Origin of the sequence: Haloferax sp. AS1, from assembly GCF_014530665.1 — an archaeon.
Lineage (GTDB): Archaea > Halobacteriota > Halobacteria > Halobacteriales > Haloferacaceae > Haloferax > Haloferax volcanii.
Map to the genome: position 1 here is coordinate 196,813 of NZ_SPSA01000003.1, position 21,425 is coordinate 218,237.

Below are 21,425 nucleotides of genomic sequence, written 5' to 3' on the forward strand. Positions count from 1 at the left end.
ACATGAGAGCTAACAACTAGCAAGGATGGTCGAGAAAAATTACTACGTGCGCCGGATAGCGCAGGCCCTGATAACGGTCTGGGCGGCAATCACGTTCTCGTTCGTGACGGTTCGGCTCATTCCCGGCGGGCCGATGGACTACATCGCCGCGCAGATTAGACAGCGCTCCGGAGGGGCGGTTTCGACGACCCGTCTCAACCAGATGGTCGAGATGTACTCGAACGTCAACCCGGACGAACCGATGTTGCAGGCGTACGTCGAATACATCATCTCGGTCGCGCAACTGGACTTCGGCCGGTCGATATTCTACGCGGACCCGGTCTGGAACGTTCTCGGACCGGCCATCCCGTGGACGATGTTCGTCTCGCTTTTCGCCCTCGTCATCGGCACCATCATGGTGTTTCTCATCGGCGGCTTCCTCGCCGTCCACGAGGGAGACGCCTGGGACATCGTGGGAAGCTACTTCGTCATCTTCTCCGACGCCGTCCCGTACTACATCGTCGGCCTCGTGCTGCTGTTCATGCTCGGGTTCGGCACCGAGTTCTTCCCCAACGGCGGGCGCTACGACAACGCGCTCACGCCCGGGTTCAACATCGAGTTCATGGCTAGCGTGCTGCGACACGCCGCGCTGCCCATCATGTCGTTCGCGCTGACCTCGTGGGGCGGCCTCGAATTCCGGGCGCACTGTACCCGCATCATCGGTGAGGACTACGTCGACGTGGCGGAACTCAGGGGACTGCCCGACAGCCGGATTCAACTGCGGTACATCGGGTGGAACTCGATGCTGCCGATGTACACCGGCCTCATGGCCGGGCTCGCCAGCCTGTTCGGCGGGTCGGTCATCATGGAGCAGATATTCCGCTACCGCGGCATGGGCTTTTACTTCTACGAGGCCACGATGGCGCGGGACTACACGACGGTCATGGCGGCGGTCATCCTCTTTACCATCGTCACCGTCGTCGGCCTGCTCATCGCCGACTTCACCTACGGCTTCATCGACCCCCGCGCCGGGCACACCCAGCGCGAGTCCTACTCGCGGTCGTACCGCGAAACCCTCCAGCGATTCGTCAACCGCCTGCGGGGCGGCGGCGCGGACGAGACCGAAACCATCGACGACCGCATCGAAGGCAACCGCATCTCGTCCAGCGGCGCGATGAGCTTCGACGTCGATAGCTCCGACTTCTCGCGCGGCGAGTACATCAGAGAGCGAATCGACCAGAGCCTCCTGACCCCGTTCCGCATCATCTGGACCTCGCCGCGGGCGCGCGTCGGCGCGATAATCCTCGGCATCTTCGGCTTCCTCGGGCTGTTCGGACCGTACCTCGTCCCCGAGGTCAGGCCGATGCAAGGGCCGATTCTCCTGCAACCGCTGGAGAACATGCGCTACCCGCTCGGCACCGACGACATCGGCCGCGACCTCCTCGCACAGCAGGTGCTCGCGACCCGTCCGATGCTCATCATGATGCTGTCGGGCGCGGCGGTGACGCTCGGCCTGGCCATCCTTCTCGGCGTCACGGCCGGCTACCTCGGCGGCGTCATCGACAAGGTGCTCATGACGGTGACGGACGTGATGATGAACATCCCCGGACTGGCGCTGGTCATCGTCCTCGCCGTGATTCTCGAACCGAAGAGCCCGGTGTTCGTCGGGTTCGTGCTGGCAATCGACAACTGGCCACGGTTGGCCCGACAGCTTCGGTCGCAGGTGCTCACCATCCGCAGTGAGTCCCACGTCGAGGCCTCGCGGGTGCTCGGACTGCCCACGTCGAGCATCCTCTCGAAGAACGTCATGTCCCGGCTCATGCCGATGCTGACGATGGGGACCGTCGGCTCCATGCGGAACATCCTGATGGAGTCGGTCGGCCTGTACTTCATCGGCGTGCTGCCGTTCACGACGAGCAACTGGGGCGTCATCCTCAACATCGCCCGCAACGGCGGCGCGCTGTCCGGCATGGACCGCTTCCACTGGCTGCTCGCGCCGATACTGTTCATCGTCACGATGACGTACGGCCTCCAACTGTTCGCCCAGGGGACGGACCGGCTGTTCAACCCCCGCCTGCGCGCCCGCCACGCGGCCACCGTCTCGACCGACGACATGGAAGGCGGTCGCGGCGGCTCGGAGGGCGGCGACGGTGCCGCGTCCGCTGCGGACTGACGAGCACACCCCAGTCGGTCGATTTCGCGTCGCTGTTTTTTCGGTCGTTTCGCGCCGAGCGTATCCGTGCCACTCGATAGCAGGGAAAAGATTAACACACGCGCTATCGACCTATCAAACGGACTTCAACCATGAAAGTGGAGAAAGAAGGAAATACGACGCGGTACCTGCTCGGCCTCGTGATACTCGTACTCCTGCTCGTCGGGGTGTACTACGGGTTCACCATGATGTGATCAGACCAGCCGGTACGCCCAGATAAGGACCCGGAACGCGACGGCCACGAACACCAGCAATCCGCCGATTATTCCGAACATTCCCGCCCAGACGCCGGTCTGGAGGACCGCGCCCAGGAGAATCAACAGCGCGCCGATGAGAATCACCGCCGAGGTGATACCGCCGAATTTGGAGCGAACTGTCCACAGGACGTTCTGTCGCGTCTGCGCTTGCGCCATGTCAGCACGGACATCGCGGACGAACTTATAGTTTGCCGGTATCGCGGGTCGAACTACCCGAAGCCCACGGAATCGGCACGCGACGACTGCGCCGGCGGAAAGTGTTAAGTAGGATTGAACATGATAGTTTCCCACTACGGTCACATGTTGACGATAGGCACGCGTAACGGGCGGGGTCGCTCGCCCGCCGTACGAACCGACGAGAGGGACTGACCATGGCGACGCAACACACCAAACGGAAGACGCGGGACGAGCCATCTGCCGAGCACAACGTCTTAGAGATAACGAACGCGAGCGTCGCGTTCGCGATGGAGCGCGGGGACGCGCGGGTCCTCGACGACGTGTCGATAAACGTTCGCCGCGGCGAGGTGCTCGGCGTCGTCGGCGAGTCCGGCTCCGGCAAGTCGATGCTGGCGGACTCCATGCTCGACGCCATCGACTCCCCGGGGACGCTCACCGGCGACGTGGTGTTCAACCCGCCGGAGGGGGGCGAGCCCATCAAGGTCAACGAGCTGAGCAAAGAGGAGCTTCGCCGGTTCCGCTGGGAGCGCGTCTCGATGGTCGTACAGGGGGCTCTCGACTCGTTCAACCCGACGCTCAGCATCGGTGACCACTTCGTCGAGACGCTCCGAGCGCACGACTACGACATTCAGGAGGGGATGGAACGCGCCCGACAGCTCATCTCCGACGTACACCTCGAACCGGACCGCGTCCTCGACGCATACCCCCACGAGCTTTCGGGCGGGATGAAACAGCGCGCGCTCATCGCGCTGAGCCTCATCCTCGACCCCGATGTGCTCGTGATGGACGAGCCGACCGCCGCGCTCGACCTCCTGATGCAGCAGTCGATTCTGAAGCTCCTCTCGGAGCTGAAAGCCGAGTACGACCTCACCATCGTCATCGTGACGCACGACCTGAGCCACGTCGCGCGCATCTCCGACCGCCTCGCGGTGATGTACGCCTTCGAACTGCTGGAACTCGGCCCGGTGCAGGACATCGTCATGGACCCCGCCCACCCCTACACGCGGGAGCTCCTCAACTCGATACCCGACATCGACGCCGACCTCGACGAGATGGCGTCCATCGAGGGGACGAGCCCGGACCCGTTGAACGTCCCGAAGGGCTGTTCGTACCACACCCGATGCCCGCTCGCCGACGAGCGGTGCCGGGCGACGAACCCGGACCTCATGGAGGTGTCCGACGACCACGGGGCCGCGTGCTTCTACACGGACGAGGCCCGCGAGACGATTCCCCTCAAGAAGGAGGTCTCGAAATGAGCGCCGACCCCCTGCTCCGCGTCGACGACCTGAGCGTCCACTTCGGCGGCAACGAGGGCATCCTCGACCGCTTCCTCGGTGACGACAAAGGCGTCGTCCGCGCCGTCGACAACGTCTCGCTCGACATCGGCGAGAACGACGTGGTCGCGCTCGTCGGCGAGTCCGGCTGCGGCAAGACGACGCTCGGAAAGGCCATGATCGGCCTCCAGCGCCCCACCTCGGGAACGGTCCGCTTCCGCGGACAGGACATCTGGAAGTCCGACCTCGAAGCCGGCGACATCCCGTACAAGGAGATTCGGAAGTCGCTCCAGATGGTCCACCAGGACGCCGGCAACTCGCTTGACCCCAACCGGACGATATTCAAGAACCTCAACCCGGCGCTGAAGAAGTGGCGGCCGGAACTCAACCTCGTCGAACGGCGGGAACTCGTCCACCAGATGCTCGATACGGTCGGACTCACCCCCGCGGACGACTACGCGTCTCGGTATCCCCACCAACTGAGCGGCGGGGAGGCCCAGCGGACCGTCATCGTCCGGTCGATGCTGCTCGAACCGGACCTCATCCTCGCCGACGAGGCCGTGAGCGCCCTCGACGTGAGCCTCCGGGTGAACCTGATGGACCTGCTTCTCGAACTCCAAGAGATGTTCAGCACCTCGTTCGTCTTCATCTCGCACAACATGGCGAACGCCCGGTACCTCGCCGGCCGCGCCGACGGCCGCATCGCCGTCATGTACCTCGGCCGCATCGTCGAAATCGGCCCGGCGGACGAGATTATCAAGAACCCCCAGCATCCGTACACCAAGAGCCTCCTGTGGGCGACCTCCGGCCTCTCGGAGATAAACGACCCCATCGAGACGCCGCCGGTCAGGAAAATCGACATCCCGGACCCGGAGAACCCGCCGAGCGGCTGTCGGTTCCACACCCGCTGTCCCGAGGCGCGGGAGTACTGCACGTCGAACACGCCGGACCTCTCCGGCATGGGCGGCCCGTCTGACCGCCACGAGGCGGCCTGCTTCGACGCACACGACAGAGTCGACTACCGGAACAGCGAGCCGCTCACCGACGACCTCGACATCGACGTCGCGGACGACGCGGAACAGCCGGCCGACTGAAAGAGAAACCTCGATTGAGACTGCTGTTCAGACGGCGGCACCAACACCGAAACCGGTACCGGCACCGATGCCAGTTTTCGCTCCCGTACTAACGCCCGTTTTCGCTCCCGCACCGATGCCTGCGCTCACTCCCGAGTTCACTCCGCGTCGCCCGCCGGACCGACATCAGTCGGGAAGCCGTCGGGGACCGACGGCGGGCGCTCGCACTGCGCCGAGAGTTGGACGTACGCGCCCTCCTCGGCGGACTCGCGGATGCCGTCCATCGCTTCGAGGACGTGGAACCCGAGGTCGCCGCTGGTCCGGTGGTCCCAGTCGGAGCGAAGCGAGTACGCGAGGTCGACGAGGCCGAGACCGCGCTGTTGGCCGGGGTGGTCGCGCTCGACGGAAACCTCGCGCCACTCGCCGTCGTCGTCGTCGCTGAGGTGGACGCGAGGCGTCCCGTCGAACCGGTTGGGGTCGGTGACGCTCAGCGTCCCCTCGGTGCCGTAAATCTCGAACCCCGGCAGTTCCGACTCCCACACGTCGAAACTCGTGAGGAGCGTCCCCGTCGCGCCGTTTTCGAAGGTCACGACGGCCGTCTCGTGGGTCGGCACCGACACCGGAATCCGCTCGCCGCGGCGCGGTTCGCTCGTTATCTCGCGCTCTGCGAACGGGGTGTTCGCGGTCCCGGCGACCGACTGAATCGGGCCGAGGAGCGTCACGAGCGACGCGAGGTAGTACGGCCCCATGTCGAAAAGCGGGCCGCCGCCGTCCTCGTAAAATCCGTCGGGGTCCGGGTGCCAGTGTTCGTGGCCGTGGTTCGACCAGAGCGCCGTCGCGCCGACTGGGTCGCCGATGCGGCCCTCGTCGATGAGGTCGCGGCAGGTCTGGATGCCGGTGCCGAGGACGGTGTCGGGCGCGACGCCGACGGTCAGTCCGCGCTCGGCGGCGGTCTCCAAAATCGCCTCGCCTTCGGCCTTCGTCGCCGCGAGCGGCTTTTCGGTGTAGGCGTGTTTGCCCGCCTGAAGCGCGGCCGACACGAGGTCGCCGTGGGTTCCCGCCGGAGTGAGCACGACCGCCACGTCGATTTCGGGGTCGGCGAGCAGGTCCTCCGTCGCGAGGACGCGAGGCACGCCGTACTCGTCCGCCTTCGACTCCGCGCGGTCCGCGTCGAGGTCGGCGCAGGCGGCGATGTCGAGGGCGTCGAAGCGGTTCCCCGCCTCGAAGTAGACGTCGCTGATGGCTCCACAACCGATGATACCGAGAGTCACGCGCTCCATACCGGGGCGACGCGGGAGAGGCCCAAATAGCTGTTGCCGGGCGCGGGCGCGAAGGGGTCGTCGGTCAGGGAAGCGCGCTCAGTCGTCCGCGTCTTCGAGGTTGCCGCGGCCGCCGATAGACGACACCGACACCCACTCGCCGCGGCTGTCCGATACCTCGGCGGCGAAGGCGATGTCCAGTCCTTTTCTGGCCGCAGCGGGTGAGACCATCGGCGGTCGCCCCTCGGAAACGGCCGCGACGAAGTCGCGTATCTGGGCGACGTGCGGGCCGTCGGGGCGGGGTTCGGGGAGTTCAACGGGCTGTTGTTCCCCGTTCACTTCGAACAGTTCGACGCCCGTCTCGGTGACGCGAAGCGTCCCCTCGGTTCCGTTGAATTCGAGGCTGATGGGCTGTTGGGGCCGCGTCGCCGTCGTCGCCGACACCTGCCCGAGCGCGCCGCCCTCGAATCGGAGGGAGAGCGCGGCCGTGTCGGGGGCGTCGATGTCGTGGTACAGCGCGTCGCCGGTGCCCGCGACCCGTGACACGTCGCCCGCGACCCACTGGAGCAGGTCGATGCCGTGAAGCGCCTGCGTGAACAAGACGCCGCCGTCGAGGTCCGCGCTCCCGTGCCACGAAGACACGTCGTAGTACGAGCGGTCGCGGTGCCACTTCACCCGCACGTCGGCGAACACGAGTCGTCCGAGCCGGCCATCGCGGACCACCTCGCGGGCGAACTGCATCGTGGGGAACAGCCGCCGTTGGAGGATACAGGCGAGGGTGACGCCCGCGTCGCGGCAGGCGGCGACCATGTCGTCGACACGGTCGGGCGTGATTTCCAGCGGCTTCTCGCAGAGCACGTCGATGCCGTCTGCCGCGGCGTCGACGACGATGTCGCGGTGGGCACCGTTGGGCGTGCAGACGCAGACGGCGTCGAGGTCGGCGTCGGCTAACAGGGCGGCGTAGTCGGTGTACGACGGACAGCCGTATGTCTCACCGAACGAACGAGCGGTCTCCGCGGTGTGGTCGGCGCAGCCGACGAGGTCCGCGCCGTCGACGGCGGCGAGCGCTTCGGCGTGGGACCGGCCCATGCTCGAACAGCCGACGATACCGACCCGAACCGGCGTCTCGGTCATCGGCGCTCACCGTCGGACGAGAGAGTGGCAGTGACTGTGACTGTGGGCGTCATCGATTCGAACGTCAGCGGGCGGCGTGATAAGCGTTTACGAGCGGGGGTCGGGGTCGCGCAGTCGTGCGGTCGCGCGGCCTCACTCGGGCGAGAAGCTCTCGGTGAGCGTCCGCCCGACGAGTCCGGCGGCGACGAACGCGAGGACGCTGGTGCAGACGAACGCCGTGGCGTAGTCGAACCGGGTGGCGAGCACGCCGACGACGAGCGGGCCGAGCACGCCGCCGAGGCCGCGAGCGGTCGAGCGAAGGCCCATCAGTTCGGACTCGCGGTCGACGGGGGCCACGTCGGCGACGAAGGCGATAGTGCCCACGGTGAGCATGGAGAACGTCACCGCGTGGACGACGAAGGCGGTGCTGCTGATACCGATGCGGGCCAACTGTCCGTCGGGGACGAGCGCGAGCACCACGACGAGCGCCTGCACGCCGCTGCCGGCGAGACCGCCGACGATGAGCTTCTTCCGCCCGATGCTGTCGCTCAGGCGGCCGAAGCCGTACATCGAGACCACGCGGACCGCGGGGCTGACCGCGAGGACGGCACCCATCACGACGTTCGAGAGGCCCACGTCGGCGACGAGGAACACCGGGACGACCGAGATGAACCCCTTCTCGGTCATGTTCCGGAGGACGATACCGACGTACAGCCAGCCGAGTCCGGTCCGCTCGAACAGTTCTCGCCGCGCGCCGCCGGGGAGGAGTCGGCCGCGGACTTCCCCCAGGAGTCGGCCCGCGGTCAGCGTCGCCTCCGACGGCGGCGTCGGGTCGCTGATGCGGAGCGTGAGGAGGGTCGCCACGAGTCCGAGGCCGACGACGACGAGATAGAGGTCTGTCGGGACGAGCACGCCGACGAGATAGCCGACGAACAGCCGACCGCTGATGGCTCCCGAGGAGCGGGCGCTGCTGTAAAAGCCGATGGAGCGCCCGCGGCCGGACTCGCCGCCCGACTCGCTCACGATGGTCAGAATCACCGACTGGAAGCCGGCGGTGAACACCGCGAACAGCCCGCGACAGGCGATTTGGAGCGGGACCGACGCGGTGACGGTCAACGGGGCGACCGCGAGCGTCGAGAGGAACGCGGTGCCGATGAGTATCGCCCGCCGGCGACCCGTGATGTCGGCGATTGCGCCCCAGACCGGGGCGAACACGAACAGTCCGAAGGAGAACGCCGCGTACGCGAGGCTCACCGCGAACGGCGACCCCTGTTCTCCGATGTAGAGCGCCATCGCCGTGCCGAAAAGCGACCCGCACGCGACGCGCGAGACGCCGATGAGCGCGAGTGCGCTCCGCTGCCCTCGACTCGCTGGTCGAGCCTGCTGATTGACTCCCACTACGACCGGGTGTGACACTACCACCCAATAAAGATTGGCGAGACGGAAGGCGGCGCGTCCGACCCGGCGAGCGGACTCGGTGGTGCGTCAGGTCGACGGGCCGGCGCGGGCGATGGCGAACTCCGTGAGTCCGTGTCGCTCGGCGCAGGCTCGGTCGCCGTCCGCGACGGCGAGAAGGAGCGATTCGAGGTCGTCCGCGTCGGCCTCGCGAGCGTCGAGGTCGATGTCGTCGGGGACCGCCGCGAGGGTGTCCGCGTCACCCGAGAGTTTCACCACCGGGACGACGGGATGGCCGGCCGGCGTCCCCTGTCCCGTGACGTGGAGGACCAGATGCGCGCCCGCGGCGGCGAGGCCGGTCGCGGCCTCCTCGACCCGGGAGGGGGCGTCGAGAATCGTCACCCCGCCGTCGGCGTTCGTGCCGTTCGCGGCGTCCACGTCGCCTCGGTCGTGCCCGGCTCCGACCCGCTCGCCGTACGCCACGACACCCGTGACCGGCGCGTCACCGAGGAACCCCGTCGCCGCGTCGAAGCCGCGGGTCGCCGCCTCCGTGCCGACGCGCGTCGCCCTCGCGGGCCTGCCCGCCGCGTCGAGCAGTCGGTCGGCGGCCGCGCCGCCGACGAGCGCCCGCGTCTCCTCGGGGTGCGCGGCGAACCGTTCGTTGCCGGCGACGACGACCCGCCCGCCGGCCGCCGCGACTCGCTCGACGAACGCGGCGACCAGCGGGTGGGCGTGCCGTCTGGTCGAGTCCGCGAGGTCGTCGACGACGACGCCGACCGTCAGGTCCCCGAGCGTCGCCGCCGAGTCGTCGGCCGTCGCCGTCGAGTCGTCCGCCTCCGCTGGCTCCTGCGGGGCCGCCGACTCGCGGAGGTCGGCGACGGCGGCCGCGCCGCGGTCGACGCAGGCGTCGGTCCCGCCGGCGTCCTGTATCGTGAGTTCGCGGACCGGAAGCCCGCGTTCCTCGACCGCGGCGGCGACGGCGTCGCTGCGGACCGTCTCGCAGCCGAGGCCGACGACGACCGTGCCGGCGACGTTGGGGTTGCCGGCGAGACCGACGAGCGTTCGTTCGGTCTGCTCGGCGTCCGCGCCCAGTTGCCCGCAGCCGTGGTCGTGGGGCGCGGCCACCGCGCCCGGCGAGCGAGCGGCTATCTCCTCGGCGACGACGTGCGAGCAGATGACCGACGGGAGGACGAGCACCCGGTCGCGGATTCCGAGGCGGCCGTCGGGTCGGCGGGAGCCCGAGAACGAATCGCGGCCGGTTCGGTCGGGTCGGTCGGGTCGGTCAGTGAGGCGGTTCTCGGTCATCGCTCCGCCTCCGTTGCCGCCACGTCGCCGCGGCCGCGGGTGCTCTCGCAGTTGTGCGTGTGGACCCACTCGCCGGCCGCGACCGCCTCCGTGGCCCGCCCGATGACCTCGCCGTACTTGCGGACCGCCTCGCCCGCCGACAGCGGTTCGAGGGCGAACTTGTGGCCGAACGGAACGTCGTCCGCGAGCGTCACCGTCCGGTCTCCGTCGCGGACCTCGCGGCCGTCGTCGAGGTCTCCGAGCGCCGTCGCCACGCTGTCGCCGTCGGCCAGCACGAGGGCGGCCCCGTCGAGGACGCGGCCCTTCACGCGCCACGCACCTCCGCGAGTTCGCGCGGGTGGACCTCGGTGATGGCGAACTCCTCCATCCGGCGCGTCTCGGCCCCGGTGCGCTTCCCGTCGGCGACGGCGAGCACCTCGTCGAAGACGCGCTCGCCCGCCTCGGCAATCGTCGCATCGCCCTCGACCACTGCCCCGGCGTTCACGTCCACGTTCGCCCGCATTCGCTCCCACGTCCGGGGGTTGCCCGTGACCTTCACCACGGGCGCGACGGGGTTGCCGGTGGTGCTCCCGCGGCCGGTGGTGAAGACGATAATCTGCGCCCCGCCGGCGACCTTGCCGACGACGCTCTCCACGTCGTAGCCCGGCGTGTCCATCAGGACGAGGCCGCCGCCGACCGGCAGGCGCTCGGCGTAGTCGACGATGCCGCGCACGGGGGTCGTGCCGCCCTTCGAGATGGCTCCGAGGCTCTTTTCCTCGATGGTCGTGAGGCCGCCGTCCTGATTGCCGGGCGAGGGCTGTGCGCCCCGGAGGTCGACGCCCATCAGGTCGGCGGTCGCCTCGCGTCGTTCGACGCGGTCGAGCAGTCGACGGCGGGTCTCCTCGTCGGCGCATCGCTCCGCGAGGACGTGCTCCGCGCCGATGAACTCCGGCGTCTCGCTGAACGAGGCGGTTCCCCCGGCCGCGACGAGACGGTCGCAGGCGTCGCCGACGGCGGGGTTGGCGGCGATGCCCGAGGTGGCGTCGCTCCCGCCGCACTCGACGCCGACGACGAGTTCGCTCGCGTCGGCCGACTCGCGGCGGGCGTCCGCGACCGCCTCGTTCAGCGAGTCGAGGGCGGTGCGTCCGCGCTGGAGGGCCGCGGCCGCCCCGCCGACCTCGCGGACCGACAGCGTCTCTACCGGCTTCCCGTCGCGGGCGATTCGGTCGGCGATATCGCCGGCGTCGATGTCCTCGGTTCCGAACTCGACGACGAGCGCCGCGCCGACGTTCGGGTTGCGTCCGACGCCGACCAGCACTCGCTCGGTCTGTTTCCGCGCCGCGTCCGGTTGGCTCGCTCCCATCTGGTGCGGCGTCGCACGCGCCCACGCCCCCGCTTCGGCCGCGACGCCGCGGGCGACGCAGGACGACGCGACCGAGGTCGGAAGGACGGCGACGTGGTTTCGGACCCCGACGCGGCCGCTCTCCCGGCGGTAGCCGGTGAACTCTCGTCTCATACCACGGGATTCGGTAGCGCCCGACAAAGTGGTTTCGTCGGGCGCGGGCGGAACGCTCTTGCGGGCGGGTCGAGTGAGTGAGTCGTATGCGAACCTACGAGGTCAGCCGCATCGACGCGGCCAGAGCGGTCCCGCTGACCGGGACGGTCGACGGGACGGTGTGGGAGCGGGCGAACGTCGCCCGGCTGGACGAGTACGCGTGGGGCGACGAACCCGGCCCGGAGACGACGGTCAGGGCGCTGTTCGACCCGGCGGCGCTCTACCTCCAGTTCCACGTCGAGGACGACGAGATAACCGCCGACGTGACGGAACTGAACGGGCCGACGTTCGAGGACAGTTCGGTCGAACTGTTCGCCACGCCAGAGCCGCCAGACGACGGCTCGCCGGGGCGGTACTGCAACTTCGAGGCGAACTGCTGCGGCGCGTTCAAACTCGCGTGGCAGGAGCCGAACTGGCGCGAGCGCGACATCGGCCGCGACCTCGTCGCACCGACCGACGCGGCGGCCGTCGAGGTCGAGACATCAGTTTCCGGCCCGACGAAGACCGCGTCCCCGGACGACGACACCTGGTGGCTCGCGGCGCGGCTCCCGCTTTCGACGCTCCGGTCGCTGACCGGCCTCCCGCTCGAACTCGACTCGGGGGCGGTCTGGCGCGGGAACTTCTACCGGAGCGGCCTCCCCGACGCGCAGAAGGGGACGTGGAACCGCATCGACCTACCGGAGCCGACGTACCACTCGCCGGAGTTCTTCGGGCGCATCGAGTTCGAGTGAGCGGTCGTCGCCAGTTGGCGAGGCGGGTGGTTATCCCGCGCAAGCCGTGGTGGGTGGTGGCACCGAAACGGCTTTTCGCACGGGTCGCGAACGGCAGCCCATGCGACAGCCGTCAGCGTTAGTCATCGGAGAGACGACCTTCTCGTTCCACGACTTCGAGGAGATGCGACCGCACATCGAGTCCGCCATCGGCGACGCCGCCGCGGTGACCGCGACGACAGACAGGGACGCCCTCGCCGCCCTCGGGGGCTACGACCTCGTCGTGGACTACCTGACCGACGCGACCCTAACAGACGAGCAGTTGGACGGCCTCCTCGGGTTCGTCCGCGACGGCGGGGCGTACCTCGGTCTCCACTGCGCAGCCGACCTCATCAACGTCCACGACGGCGACGGCGGCCTCGACAAACGCGACGAGCCGTTTCCCGACCTCCGCGACCTCCTCGGCGGTCACTTCCTCACCCACCCCGAGCGCTCGACGTTCGGCGTCGAAATCGTCTCCGACCACGCCGTGACAGACGGCGTCGGCGGCTTCGAGGTGTTCGACGAGCCGTATCAGGTCGACGTGGACGACGACGTGACCGTGCTCGCGCGCATGGCCCACCCCGACCTCACCGACTACCCGGTCGCGTGGGTCCGCGAGTACGGTTCGGGGCGAGTCTGTTACGCGTCGCTCGGCCACACCGCCGAGGCCTTCGAGAACGAGGACTACCGGCGACTGCTCCGCAACGCCGTCGGCTGGCTGGTCCGCGACTGAGCGGGTCGACCGCGGCGTCGCCGGCGTCACCGTGTGAACGTTTATCCCGGTCGATTCCGAACGTCGGGGCATGAACCTTCGAGCCGCCGACCTGACCGTGTTCGTGTTCGTCCTCGGCGTCCTGCTCTCGGGGATGTGGCTGGCCCAGCAGTTCGGCATGCAGTGGTCGCCGATGCTGTTCGCCATCGTCGCCGTCGTCGCGGCCGTCTGGACCGTCTACTACCGGTTCGGCGTGGAACCGCGAATCGACGCGAGCAGAGCGGACGACGGGACCGACCGACAGGAGGCCGCTGCCGGCGACGGCGCGGGGGAGTGACCGACCTCACCGAGTCGCACCGCCGGAAAACAGCGTTCTCAGATGCCGCTTCGCCCGCTATCGCTCGCTGAAGTACGGGATAATCTCGTCTTCGTAGTGGCGCATCGTCGTCTCGTAGTCACCGACGGGGATGAGAACGAGGTTGTCGACGCCCGCCTCGCGGAACGCCTCGATGCGCTCGATGGCGCGCTCGGGGTCGCCGGCGACGCAGATGTCGTCAACAGCCTCGTCGGGAATGCGCTCGGCCGCCGCCGACAGTTGCCGTTCCTGTTGCTCGTCGAACGCCATCTGCCACATAACCGGCGTCGACGCCGCGATATCCTCGTAGCCCATGTCGGCGAGGAGCGGCGGCCGGAGCGCGAGGTTCACGCGGTTGCGCTCGATACCGGCCGCGCGGGCCTCGTCGCCGTCGTCGGAGACCGTCGTCGGGACCATGACGGCGCGGTCGATGGCATCGGGGTCGCGGCCGCGGTCCGCGGCCACGTCGAGGACTTTCCGCAGGTCGGCCGCGTACTCGTCGGGCGAGTAAATCCACGGGAACCAGCCGTCAGCGACCGCGCCCGTCAGGCCGCGCATGCTCTCGCCGTAGCCGCCTATCCAGAGCGGCGGCCGCGGCTCCCGTACGGGCTTCAGCCCCATGTGCGCGTCGTCGAGGTCGAAGTAGTCGCCCGCGAAGGAAAACGGCTCGTCGGCCGTCGAGTTCCACAGGCCGTCGATGACGGCGACGCACTCCCTGAACCGGGTGTACGGGTCGTCCCAGTCGATGTCCGCAACCGGCGCGAAGTTGAACGCCTCGCCGGCCCCGATGCCGAGACCGGCGCGACCGTCCGTCATCCGGTCCAGCGTGGCCGTGACGTGCGCGAGTTCGGTCGGGTGGCGGCGCACCGAGTCTGCGACGCCGGGCATGAGAGTCACTTCCTCGGTGCGCTGGGCTATCGCCCCGAGGACGGAGAACGCCTCCCACGGCGGGTCCACCAGATACTCCTCGGAGCCGGTCGGGTGAAACAGGTGGTCCGGGACGGTGACGGTGTCGAACCCGGCCGTCTCGGCTCGGACCGCTCGCTGGATGGTTTCCTCGACGTTTCCGTAGCTGACCACTTGACAGCCGAAGCTCAAGCCGCGGCTCGGTGTGCTCGACATCGCGTGTACCGACTGAACGGCGGGATAAATAGCTGCCCCCGAAAGCGGGGAAGTGACGTGTTCGCGGGGGGTCGAAACGCCGACTTACGCCCGCAGGACCGACGCGTCGAGGTCGTAGTCCGTGAAGTACTCCCGCTCCAGTTCGACGAGTTTCGCGAACAACTCCTGTGCCTCGTCGCGCGAGACGGTGACGAGCGGTTCGTTGAGGAACGCCTGAAACGCGAGGTCGAGGTCGCCCTCGAAGCCCGCGCGGACGAGCGTCTCCTGATTCGTGACGTGGGTTTGCACCATGCTCTCGACCTCGTCGGGCAGGCCGCCCGCACAGAGGGGCGTCACGTCGTCGCCGGAGAGGAGCGCGTTCGTCTCCACCACCGCGCCCTCGGGGAGACCGTCGACCTGCCCCTCGTTGGGGTAGTTGAGGTGCGTGACGAACGTCCCCTCGCCGGAGAGCGCCCGCATGATGTCGACCGCCTCCTCGCCGGACTCGCGGAACTCGAACGCCGCGTCGCCTTCGAGGTAGCGCTCCATCTCGTCCGGACCCTCGTCGTCGGAGACGCGGGCCGAACTCGGCGTGAGTCGGATGCCGTAGCGCTGGATTTCCTCCGGTTCGTCGATGCTCAGATACCACGGGACGAACTCCACGAGGTGACGGTCGCCCGCCGCGCCGAGGACGCCGAAGCGGTCGTAGAGGTCGAAGGCGACCGCCTCGTTGTTCACCCAGTAGGACTCGCCGTCGAGGTCGCCCGGGTCGCGGTCGAAAAGCGGCTTCCGGCGGTCGAGTTCCTCGTCGAGGTACTGGAACACGTCGCGGTCGCGCCACCGCGCCTCGTCGACCCACGTGAAGTGGTTGACGCCCTTGACGTTCACTCGAATCTCGTCGCGGGCGACGTCCTCCGCCTCGTCGATGTAGCGCTCCGCCATGTCGGCAAACAGCTCCTGCGTCTTGAACACCTCGTGGCAGAGCCCGATGGCGTTGATGTCGGGGAATTCCTCGTAGAGCGCCCGCGTGCAGACCGTCATCGGGTTGGTGTAGTTGATAACCCACGCGTCCGGGCAGCGCTCGCGGACCGTCGCGGCGATGTCGCGGTACTGCGGAATCGCGCGCAGCGCCCGAATCGCCCCGCCGGGACCGACGGTGTCGGCGACCGTCTGATAGATGCCGTACTCCTGCGGCACGTCGATGTCGTGGACGAATGTCTCGCCCGGCGGGTCCTGAATCGAACAGATGACGAAGTCGGCCCCGTCGAGCGCCTTGTCCATGCTCCGGGTCGCCTCGAACGACCAGTCACCGGCCGCCTCCTCGCGGTCCATCACGCGGTTGCCGAGGAGAGCGTTCTTCGACGCCATCTCGTAGTTCACGTCGTACAGCGTGACGCTCCCCGCGAGGTCAGGACACTGCGCGAGGTCGTTGATGAGCGTGTGGGCCCACCCCTGACTCCCGCCGCCGATGTAGCCGATGTCGATGGTTCGGGACGAACCCGACGGTACAGGCTCCGCCTGCTCCGACAGCTGATACATGTGATAACATATGACGAGTCAGGGTCGCAAATAGCTGTCGTTTCGGGGGGTCCGGATGCTCCGTCACTCGGTCAGGATGGTGACCGGTCCGTCGAAGTTGAGGACGACGCGCTGTGCGGTGTCCCCGAACAGCGCCTTTCCGGTCGGCGAGCGCTGTCGGCCGGCGACGTAGACGTGGTCACAGCCGCGCTCGGCGGCGACGCGAATCACCTCGTCCGCGAACTCGCCCTCCTCGGCCACGACGGTGACGGCGTCGTACTCGACGGTTCCGTCCACCGACTCGAACGCCTCGTCCGCTGCCTGCGACGCGAATCGGGTGGCGACCTCCCGCGCGGAGTTCGACTCCAGCGGCGTGTTGGCGGCGTCGCTCATCGCCTGCAACGTCTCGGCGTTCTCGACGATTTCGTCCTCGGTGATCCGCGTGAGGAGTACGAGCGGCGTGTCCGTGCCGGCCGCGATTTGCCCCGCCTCGGCGAGGAGGCGCTCGTTGGAGTCCGTACTGTCGACTACCACTAGCGATGACTGCATACCGGTGCCACGGTGCTTTGACGCATAAAACTATCCCGCGAGTCGGAACAGCGCGGGGTCGGTTCGGCGGCGCGGTGAGGAAGGAGACGAGCGGGCGAACGGCCCGACTCAGTTGTCGGCGCGGTACCGCTCAAGCGCGTCTTCGTCGATGTCGACGCCCAGTCCGGGGCCCTGTGGCACGTCCACTTCGCCGCCGGTCGGGTCGAACGGCGACTTGAGAATCTCGTCGCGGAGCGGGTTCTCGCTCCGGTCGAACTCGACCATCATCGGGTCCGGGACGTGCCGCGTGTGCGGGTAGTCCGAGACCGAGGCCGCGAACTGGACCGCCGCGGCGAGGCCGACAGCGCTGTTCCAGACGTGCGGCCGGACCGCCACGTTCTCCGTGCTGGCGAGGTCGGCGATGCGACTCGCCTCCGAGAGCCCGCCGCACCGACCGAGATTGGGCTGGACCACGTCGACCGTCCGGTCGTCCACGAGACGCTTGAACTCGAAGCGGCCGTAGTGCGCCTCGCCGGCCGCGAGGGGCACGTCGACGCCGCGTTTGACCTCGCGGTAGCCCGAGAGGTTCTCCGGCGGGACGGGCTCTTCCATCCACGTGATGTCGAACTCATCGATGGCCTTCGCGGTTCGAATCGCCTGTCGCGGCCGGTAGTTCCCGTTGATGTCGACCATCAGTCGCGCGTCGTCGCCGAGGAGTTGGCGGGCGGTTCGAACCCGCTCCACGTCGGAGTCCGTGCCGGTGCCGATTTTTATCTTGGCCGCCGAGAAGCCCTCGTCGACGGCGTCTCGAATCGGCGCGGCGATGTCGCGGTCCGCCTCGGTGAAGTACATCGTCGAGGCGTAGGCCGTGAGCGTCTCGCGGGGCGTCCCGCCGAGGAGGCGGTGGACGGGTTTGCCGGTCGCCTTGCCGACGAGGTCCCACAGCGCCACGTCGATGCCGCTGAGGGCGCTCTGGACGAAGACGCTCCCGCCGAAGTGGTACGGGTCAGTGTACGACTCCTCGGCGAGCCGCCGCACGTCGAAGGGGTCCATCCCGACCACGTCGTCGCGGAAAAACTCGTCGACGACGGGCGCGACGACGCTCCCCGGCGCGAACGCCTCGCCCCAGCCGACCTCGCCGGTGTCGGTGTCGACGCGGATGAGCGTCGTCGCCCTGTCGTGGCCGAACCCGCGCGCGTCGCCGAGGCCCTGCCCGTCGGGCAGGCGGTGCGATATCGGGATGACTTCGATGTCGGTTACGTGCATGAAAAGTGTACCACGGAGAGACGCATTATAGCTTGTGCAGACGGCGAACGCGGCGCGGCGGACGAGACGAGAGCGACGAAGAACCTTCGAATCGCCGGCTCAGTCCCCGTCGTAGTGGAACTCGGTCCACGGCCCCTCCTCGAAGGGGTAGTCGTCGAGCACGTCGAGGTTCACCTCGACGCCAAGCCCCGGCGCGTCGGACAGCGAGAGGACGCCGTCCTCGACGGTGGGTTGACCCTCGATGATGTCGAACGCGAGGTCGAAGGGGTACATGCCGAGGTCGGTGTCGGCGTCGAGGAGCGGGTCGTCCTCGAAGACCGGATATTCGAGAAGCGACACCTCGGGCGCGGCCGCGACGAGGTGCGCGTTCGCCAGCAGGCCGACCCACGTCCCGAAGTTGTGCGGGACGAACTCCACGTCGCGGCCGACGCAGGACTCGACCGCGGGACGACAGCCGGTGTAGCCGCAGTGGTGGCGAACGTCGCCCTGGAGGAAGGCCACCGCACCCGTCTCACCGAGCGCGACGAGTCCGTCTGGCGTCGGTTCGCTCTCGCCGCCGGCCAGCGGCGCGCCCGTCGCCGCGAGGTCGACGTAGCCCGCGTGGTCGTCCGGCGAGACCGGCTCTTCGACCCAGTAGCAGTCCCGCTCGGCGGCGAAGGTGACGAGGTCCTCGACCGTCTCGCGGTCGTAGCCGTCGCGAATCTTCCACCACGTGTGCACGTCGAGCATCACTTTCATGTCGCCCGCAATTTCGGAGAGTAGTTCGATAGTCCGGCGGTCCCCGTCGGGACCGATGCCCGGTCGGTACTTGTAGCCGAAGAAGCCGAGGTCGCGGATGGTCGCCGCCTGTTCGGCGTAGCCCTCGGGTTCCATGTACATCCCGGCGCTCGCGTACAGGGGCATCTCCGTCGTCGGGTCGGTGCCGTAGTCGTCGGCGAGCAGTTCGTAGATGGGCGCGCCGACCTGCTTCCCGCGGATGTCGTACAGCGCCACGTCGAGCGCCGAAATAGCCTCGTGGCGGAGTCGGTCGGGCAGGTCGGTGTCGCGGAGTATCGCGTGGGCGTCTTCGACTTCCTCGATTGGCTCGCCTTCGAGCGCGTCGGCGACCGCACCGTTTACCACGTCCGCGAAGGTCCCCTGCGAGTCGCCCTCGAAGTACTCCCGCATCGCGGAACTGCTCGCGCCCGCGGTGGCGATGCCGCGGGTGCCGTCGGCCGACTCGACGACGACGAGCACCACGTCGCGTTTGAGGAGGCGACGGGTGCCACCGTGGAAGGGGCGGTCCTGCGGCGGTTCGATGGGTGACGAGAGAGCGTAGCCGCTGATAGTCGCGATTCGCATATCTCAACAGACTCGGCCATCACGATAAAACTCCGCCTCGCAAGCGGGACTCGGGGAGGGAGCGGAGACAACCGGGAGAGAAAGGCGGCGCGCTACTGGAAGACGTCGGCGGCGAACGGGTAGAGGTCGTCGAGGGCGACGCGCTCGTTGCGCCGGCCCGACTCGTAGGCCGCCATGGTGATGAGCACCGCCTTGAGGCCGTCGCGGGCGGTCGCGGGCGGCGTCTCGCCGGTCTCGATGGCGTCGAGGAACGCGGTTCCCTTGCTCAGCCACCGCTCGTAGCCGTCGTAGGGGTGGTGTTCGGTCCCCTCGTCGTCGATGACGTAGCCGGTGCGGTCGTCCCACTCGTGGCCTTCGAGGTATATCGCGCCCTCGTCGTCCCAGATGTGGACGTGCTCGCGGGTCCGCGCGACGACGCCCGTGTCGGAGACGTTCGCAACCGCTCCCTCCGCGAACTCGATAATGATGGAGGACTGGCGGTCGAACACCTGCTCGTCGTCGTGGAAGTCCACGTAGGCGTTGACGTGCGTGGGCGTGAGGCCGGTCGTCCAGAGGATGGCGTCGATGACGTGCGTGCCGACGTTCAGGAGGTGGCCGCCGCCGCTCAACTCGGGGCTCATCCGCCAGTCGTCTTCCTTCTCGTAGTAGGACTGCCAGTCGTGAGTCACCTCGCCGGTGATAAAGCGCGGGACGCGGTCGCCGTCGGCCCACTCGTCGCGGGCGCGCTTGTAGGCCGGATTGAAGTGTCGCTGGTAGCCGACCATCACGGTTTGGTCGCTCGCCTCGGCGCGGGTCGTGAGTTCGTAGGCCTCCTCGGCGTCGGTCGCGAGCGGCTTCTCGCAGAGGACGTGCAGGCCGCGGTCCAACACGGCCGAGGTCTGTTCGTAGTGGAGGCCGTTGGGCGTCGCGACGGCGACGGCGTCCATCGGGGCCGAGTCGAGGAACGCCTCGAACGACCGGTAGCGGTGCGCCTCGGGAACGTCGAAGGAGTCACCGACCTCGGTGAGGCCGTCGGGGTCCACGTCGGAGATGGCGACGAGGTCCGACCGGGGGAGTTCGACGAACTGTTGGCAGAGCCGACGACCGAGGCTACCGAGGCCGACGACGCCGACGGCGATTGGAGACGGGTCTGTCTGACGCGGCATGGATGCGATTACAGAGATAGGGCAGATAACTGTTGTGACGGTCGTCGGGCGCGCGACCCCCCTGTCCGAAGATTTTATGCGCGAGTGCCCGGTGGTTCGGGTATGCCACTCGCAGAGAGCGGTGTGCGCGAGCACCTGCGCGGCGTCGCCGCCGGGCTCCTCACCCCGTTCGACGACGACCTCGACATCGAACACGACGAACTGGCAGCGAACGCGACGACGCTCTACGACGGGGGAATCCGCACGTTCCTCGCGTCGGCGAACATCAGCGAGTACCACTCGCTGACCCGGCAGGAACGCGTCGATGTGACGGCGACGGCGGTCGACGCGCTCCCGTCAGACGTGTGCGTCCTCGCCGGCGTCGGCGGGAGCACGGCGAGCGCGCGCGAACTCATCGACGCCTACGACCGCATCGGCGTCGACGGGATGATGATAATGCCGCCGGACCACACCTACGTCCACGAGCGCGGCCTGCTTCGCTACTACGAGAAACTAGCCGAGGCCTCGACGGCCCCGCTGGTGCCGTACGTGAAGGGGTTTAATCCGTCAATCAACTATCTCCGTGACCTCGCGGGACTCGACGGCGTGGTCGGCATCAAGTACGCCATCGAAGACGCCGTAAAACTCGGCGCGGCCGCCAGCACCACCGGCGACGGCGTGGTCTGGGTGGACGGCCTCGCGGAGCCCTTCGCCGTCTCGTTTTGGAACGAGGGCATCGAGGGGTTCTCGGCGGGCGTGAGCAACTTCCGCCCGGAAGTCGGCCTCGCGCTGTTCGAGGCGCTCACCGAGGAGAACTGGGGGCGCGCCCGCGAGCTTCGAAACATCTGTCTGCCCTACCAGAACTTCCGCGACCAGACCGGGCAGAACAACAGCCTCGACGGCGCTATCAGCGTCCCAGCGGTGAAGAAGGGGCTCGAACTGGCCGGCCTGCGCGGCGGGGCAGTCCGCGAGCCGATTCGGTCGCTGTCGGCCGACGACGAGCGCCGCGCCGAGGAACTGTACGACCAACTCGACGACGACATCGAACGTCTCATCGACTGAGTGGGGACGACAGAAGACGCCGACGACCGACAGCGGCGAGAGCGACGGCCACGCACGAGGTCGAGTGCGTCGCTATCGGCGCGGAGAG

At 68.2% G+C, this 21,425-nt stretch carries 20 protein-coding genes; 7 read left to right on the forward strand and 13 right to left on the reverse strand.

The window, feature by feature from the left end:
- The first annotated feature begins 25 nt into the window (after window positions 1-25).
- Complete coding sequence (locus E4P24_RS17790) at window positions 26-2,152, forward strand: ABC transporter permease subunit (protein WP_115803635.1); 2,127 nt, start codon at window positions 26-28, stop codon at window positions 2,150-2,152.
- Window positions 2,153-2,385: 233 nt separating this feature from the next.
- Here E4P24_RS17790 and E4P24_RS17795 read toward each other — a convergent pair whose 3' ends face one another.
- Window positions 2,386-2,604: a hypothetical protein gene (locus E4P24_RS17795; RefSeq protein WP_115803634.1), complete on the reverse strand. Its 219-nt coding sequence runs from the start codon at window positions 2,602-2,604 to the stop codon at window positions 2,386-2,388.
- A 215-nt stretch (window positions 2,605-2,819) separates the two neighbouring features.
- Here E4P24_RS17795 and E4P24_RS17800 point away from each other — a divergent pair, with 215 nt between their 5' ends.
- Together E4P24_RS17800 and E4P24_RS17805 are read left to right on the forward strand one after the other, a co-directional pair.
- Window positions 2,820-3,881, forward strand: a complete 1,062-nt coding sequence (locus E4P24_RS17800) for an ABC transporter ATP-binding protein (RefSeq protein ID WP_004041211.1) — start codon at window positions 2,820-2,822, stop codon at window positions 3,879-3,881.
- On the forward strand, window positions 3,878-4,993 hold the full coding sequence (locus tag E4P24_RS17805) for an ABC transporter ATP-binding protein (RefSeq protein ID WP_115861398.1): 1,116 nt from the start codon (window positions 3,878-3,880) through the stop codon (window positions 4,991-4,993). Before E4P24_RS17800 ends, E4P24_RS17805 begins: the two co-directional genes overlap by 4 nt.
- 137 nt (window positions 4,994-5,130) lie before the next feature.
- Here the strand turns inward: E4P24_RS17805 and E4P24_RS17810 are convergent, their stop codons facing one another.
- The 6 genes from E4P24_RS17810 to E4P24_RS17835 form a co-directional block, all read right to left on the reverse strand.
- Window positions 5,131-6,252, reverse strand: a complete 1,122-nt coding sequence (locus E4P24_RS17810; protein ID WP_188148971.1) for a Gfo/Idh/MocA family protein — start codon at window positions 6,250-6,252, stop codon at window positions 5,131-5,133.
- A 78-nt stretch (window positions 6,253-6,330) separates the two neighbouring features.
- Window positions 6,331-7,365: a Gfo/Idh/MocA family protein gene (locus E4P24_RS17815; RefSeq protein WP_188148972.1), complete on the reverse strand. Its 1,035-nt coding sequence runs from the start codon at window positions 7,363-7,365 to the stop codon at window positions 6,331-6,333.
- Between the two features lie 132 nt (window positions 7,366-7,497).
- Window positions 7,498-8,682 carry an MFS transporter gene (locus tag E4P24_RS17820; RefSeq protein ID WP_315851354.1) on the reverse strand — a complete coding sequence of 395 codons (1,185 nt, stop codon included), beginning with the start codon at window positions 8,680-8,682 and terminating at the stop codon, window positions 7,498-7,500.
- Between the two features lie 147 nt (window positions 8,683-8,829).
- A complete protein-coding gene (locus E4P24_RS17825) occupies window positions 8,830-10,044 on the reverse strand; it encodes a UxaA family hydrolase (RefSeq protein ID WP_115803629.1) in 1,215 nt (404 codons plus the stop codon).
- Window positions 10,041-10,352, reverse strand: coding sequence for a UxaA family hydrolase (locus tag E4P24_RS17830; protein WP_008612426.1), 312 nt, complete (start codon window positions 10,350-10,352; stop codon window positions 10,041-10,043). The genes E4P24_RS17825 and E4P24_RS17830 overlap by 4 nt, the downstream gene beginning before the upstream one ends.
- A complete protein-coding gene (locus E4P24_RS17835) occupies window positions 10,349-11,539 on the reverse strand; it encodes a UxaA family hydrolase (protein WP_115861404.1) in 1,191 nt (396 codons plus the stop codon). Before E4P24_RS17835 ends, E4P24_RS17830 begins: the two co-directional genes overlap by 4 nt.
- An 86-nt stretch (window positions 11,540-11,625) precedes the next feature.
- Here E4P24_RS17835 and E4P24_RS17840 point away from each other — a divergent pair, with 86 nt between their 5' ends.
- The 3 genes from E4P24_RS17840 (at window position 11,626) to E4P24_RS17850 (ending at window position 13,379) form a co-directional block, all read left to right on the forward strand.
- Entirely contained in the window at window positions 11,626-12,309 is a 684-nt protein-coding gene (locus E4P24_RS17840) for a carbohydrate-binding family 9-like protein (RefSeq protein WP_115803626.1), read from the forward strand.
- Between the two features lie 100 nt (window positions 12,310-12,409).
- The gene (locus E4P24_RS17845) at window positions 12,410-13,063 is read left to right on the forward strand and encodes a ThuA domain-containing protein (protein WP_115803625.1); all 654 of its coding nucleotides are present in this window, start codon (window positions 12,410-12,412) and stop codon (window positions 13,061-13,063) included.
- 70 nt (window positions 13,064-13,133) lie between these two features.
- A complete protein-coding gene (locus E4P24_RS17850; protein WP_115861406.1) occupies window positions 13,134-13,379 on the forward strand; it encodes a hypothetical protein in 246 nt (81 codons plus the stop codon).
- Window positions 13,380-13,436: 57 nt separating this feature from the next.
- On the opposite strand, the gene E4P24_RS17855 is transcribed toward E4P24_RS17850, so the two are convergent.
- The 6 genes from E4P24_RS17855 to E4P24_RS17880 form a co-directional block, all read right to left on the reverse strand.
- Window positions 13,437-14,519, reverse strand: coding sequence for an LLM class flavin-dependent oxidoreductase (locus E4P24_RS17855; RefSeq protein WP_188148973.1), 1,083 nt, complete (start codon window positions 14,517-14,519; stop codon window positions 13,437-13,439).
- Between the two features lie 84 nt (window positions 14,520-14,603).
- The gene (locus E4P24_RS17860; protein ID WP_008608596.1) at window positions 14,604-16,037 is read right to left on the reverse strand and encodes a hydrolytic enzyme lplD; all 1,434 of its coding nucleotides are present in this window, start codon (window positions 16,035-16,037) and stop codon (window positions 14,604-14,606) included.
- A 63-nt stretch (window positions 16,038-16,100) separates the two neighbouring features.
- The gene (locus E4P24_RS17865; protein ID WP_004041197.1) at window positions 16,101-16,550 is read right to left on the reverse strand and encodes a universal stress protein; all 450 of its coding nucleotides are present in this window, start codon (window positions 16,548-16,550) and stop codon (window positions 16,101-16,103) included.
- Between the two features lie 123 nt (window positions 16,551-16,673).
- Window positions 16,674-17,810, reverse strand: coding sequence for a mandelate racemase/muconate lactonizing enzyme family protein (locus tag E4P24_RS17870; RefSeq protein WP_188148974.1), 1,137 nt, complete (start codon window positions 17,808-17,810; stop codon window positions 16,674-16,676).
- A gap of 99 nt (window positions 17,811-17,909) precedes the next feature.
- The gene (locus tag E4P24_RS17875) at window positions 17,910-19,151 is read right to left on the reverse strand and encodes a mandelate racemase/muconate lactonizing enzyme family protein (protein WP_115891587.1); all 1,242 of its coding nucleotides are present in this window, start codon (window positions 19,149-19,151) and stop codon (window positions 17,910-17,912) included.
- Between the two features lie 92 nt (window positions 19,152-19,243).
- Window positions 19,244-20,296, reverse strand: coding sequence for a Gfo/Idh/MocA family protein (locus tag E4P24_RS17880; protein ID WP_115891586.1), 1,053 nt, complete (start codon window positions 20,294-20,296; stop codon window positions 19,244-19,246).
- A 102-nt stretch (window positions 20,297-20,398) separates the two neighbouring features.
- Here E4P24_RS17880 and E4P24_RS17885 point away from each other — a divergent pair, with 102 nt between their 5' ends.
- Complete coding sequence (locus tag E4P24_RS17885; protein WP_188148975.1) at window positions 20,399-21,337, forward strand: dihydrodipicolinate synthase family protein; 939 nt, start codon at window positions 20,399-20,401, stop codon at window positions 21,335-21,337.
- The last annotated feature ends 88 nt before the right edge of the window (window positions 21,338-21,425 follow it).

What these genes read in the sequence shown, in the direction of transcription:
- E4P24_RS17810 (WP_188148971.1), bottom strand. Translation starts at nt 6,252, where the DNA reads ATGGAGCGCGTGACTCTCGGTATCATCGGTTGTGGAGCCATCAGCGAC.
- E4P24_RS17825 (WP_115803629.1), bottom strand. Translation starts at nt 10,044, where the DNA reads ATGACCGAGAACCGCCTCACTGACCGACCCGACCGACCCGACCGAACC.
- E4P24_RS17885 (WP_188148975.1), top strand. Translation starts at nt 20,399, where the DNA reads ATGCCACTCGCAGAGAGCGGTGTGCGCGAGCACCTGCGCGGCGTCGCC.
- E4P24_RS17855 (WP_188148973.1), bottom strand. Translation starts at nt 14,519, where the DNA reads ATGTCGAGCACACCGAGCCGCGGCTTGAGCTTCGGCTGTCAAGTGGTC.
- E4P24_RS17850 (WP_115861406.1), top strand. Translation starts at nt 13,134, where the DNA reads ATGAACCTTCGAGCCGCCGACCTGACCGTGTTCGTGTTCGTCCTCGGC.
- E4P24_RS17870 (WP_188148974.1), bottom strand. Translation starts at nt 17,810, where the DNA reads ATGCACGTAACCGACATCGAAGTCATCCCGATATCGCACCGCCTGCCC.
- E4P24_RS17835 (WP_115861404.1), bottom strand. Translation starts at nt 11,539, where the DNA reads ATGAGACGAGAGTTCACCGGCTACCGCCGGGAGAGCGGCCGCGTCGGG.
- E4P24_RS17860 (WP_008608596.1), bottom strand. Translation starts at nt 16,037, where the DNA reads ATGTATCAGCTGTCGGAGCAGGCGGAGCCTGTACCGTCGGGTTCGTCC.
- E4P24_RS17880 (WP_115891586.1), bottom strand. Translation starts at nt 20,296, where the DNA reads ATGCCGCGTCAGACAGACCCGTCTCCAATCGCCGTCGGCGTCGTCGGC.
- E4P24_RS17790 (WP_115803635.1), top strand. Translation starts at nt 26, where the DNA reads ATGGTCGAGAAAAATTACTACGTGCGCCGGATAGCGCAGGCCCTGATA.
- E4P24_RS17795 (WP_115803634.1), bottom strand. Translation starts at nt 2,604, where the DNA reads ATGGCGCAAGCGCAGACGCGACAGAACGTCCTGTGGACAGTTCGCTCC.
- E4P24_RS17800 (WP_004041211.1), top strand. Translation starts at nt 2,820, where the DNA reads ATGGCGACGCAACACACCAAACGGAAGACGCGGGACGAGCCATCTGCC.
- E4P24_RS17805 (WP_115861398.1), top strand. Translation starts at nt 3,878, where the DNA reads ATGAGCGCCGACCCCCTGCTCCGCGTCGACGACCTGAGCGTCCACTTC.
- E4P24_RS17845 (WP_115803625.1), top strand. Translation starts at nt 12,410, where the DNA reads ATGCGACAGCCGTCAGCGTTAGTCATCGGAGAGACGACCTTCTCGTTC.
- E4P24_RS17875 (WP_115891587.1), bottom strand. Translation starts at nt 19,151, where the DNA reads ATGCGAATCGCGACTATCAGCGGCTACGCTCTCTCGTCACCCATCGAA.
- E4P24_RS17840 (WP_115803626.1), top strand. Translation starts at nt 11,626, where the DNA reads ATGCGAACCTACGAGGTCAGCCGCATCGACGCGGCCAGAGCGGTCCCG.
- E4P24_RS17815 (WP_188148972.1), bottom strand. Translation starts at nt 7,365, where the DNA reads ATGACCGAGACGCCGGTTCGGGTCGGTATCGTCGGCTGTTCGAGCATG.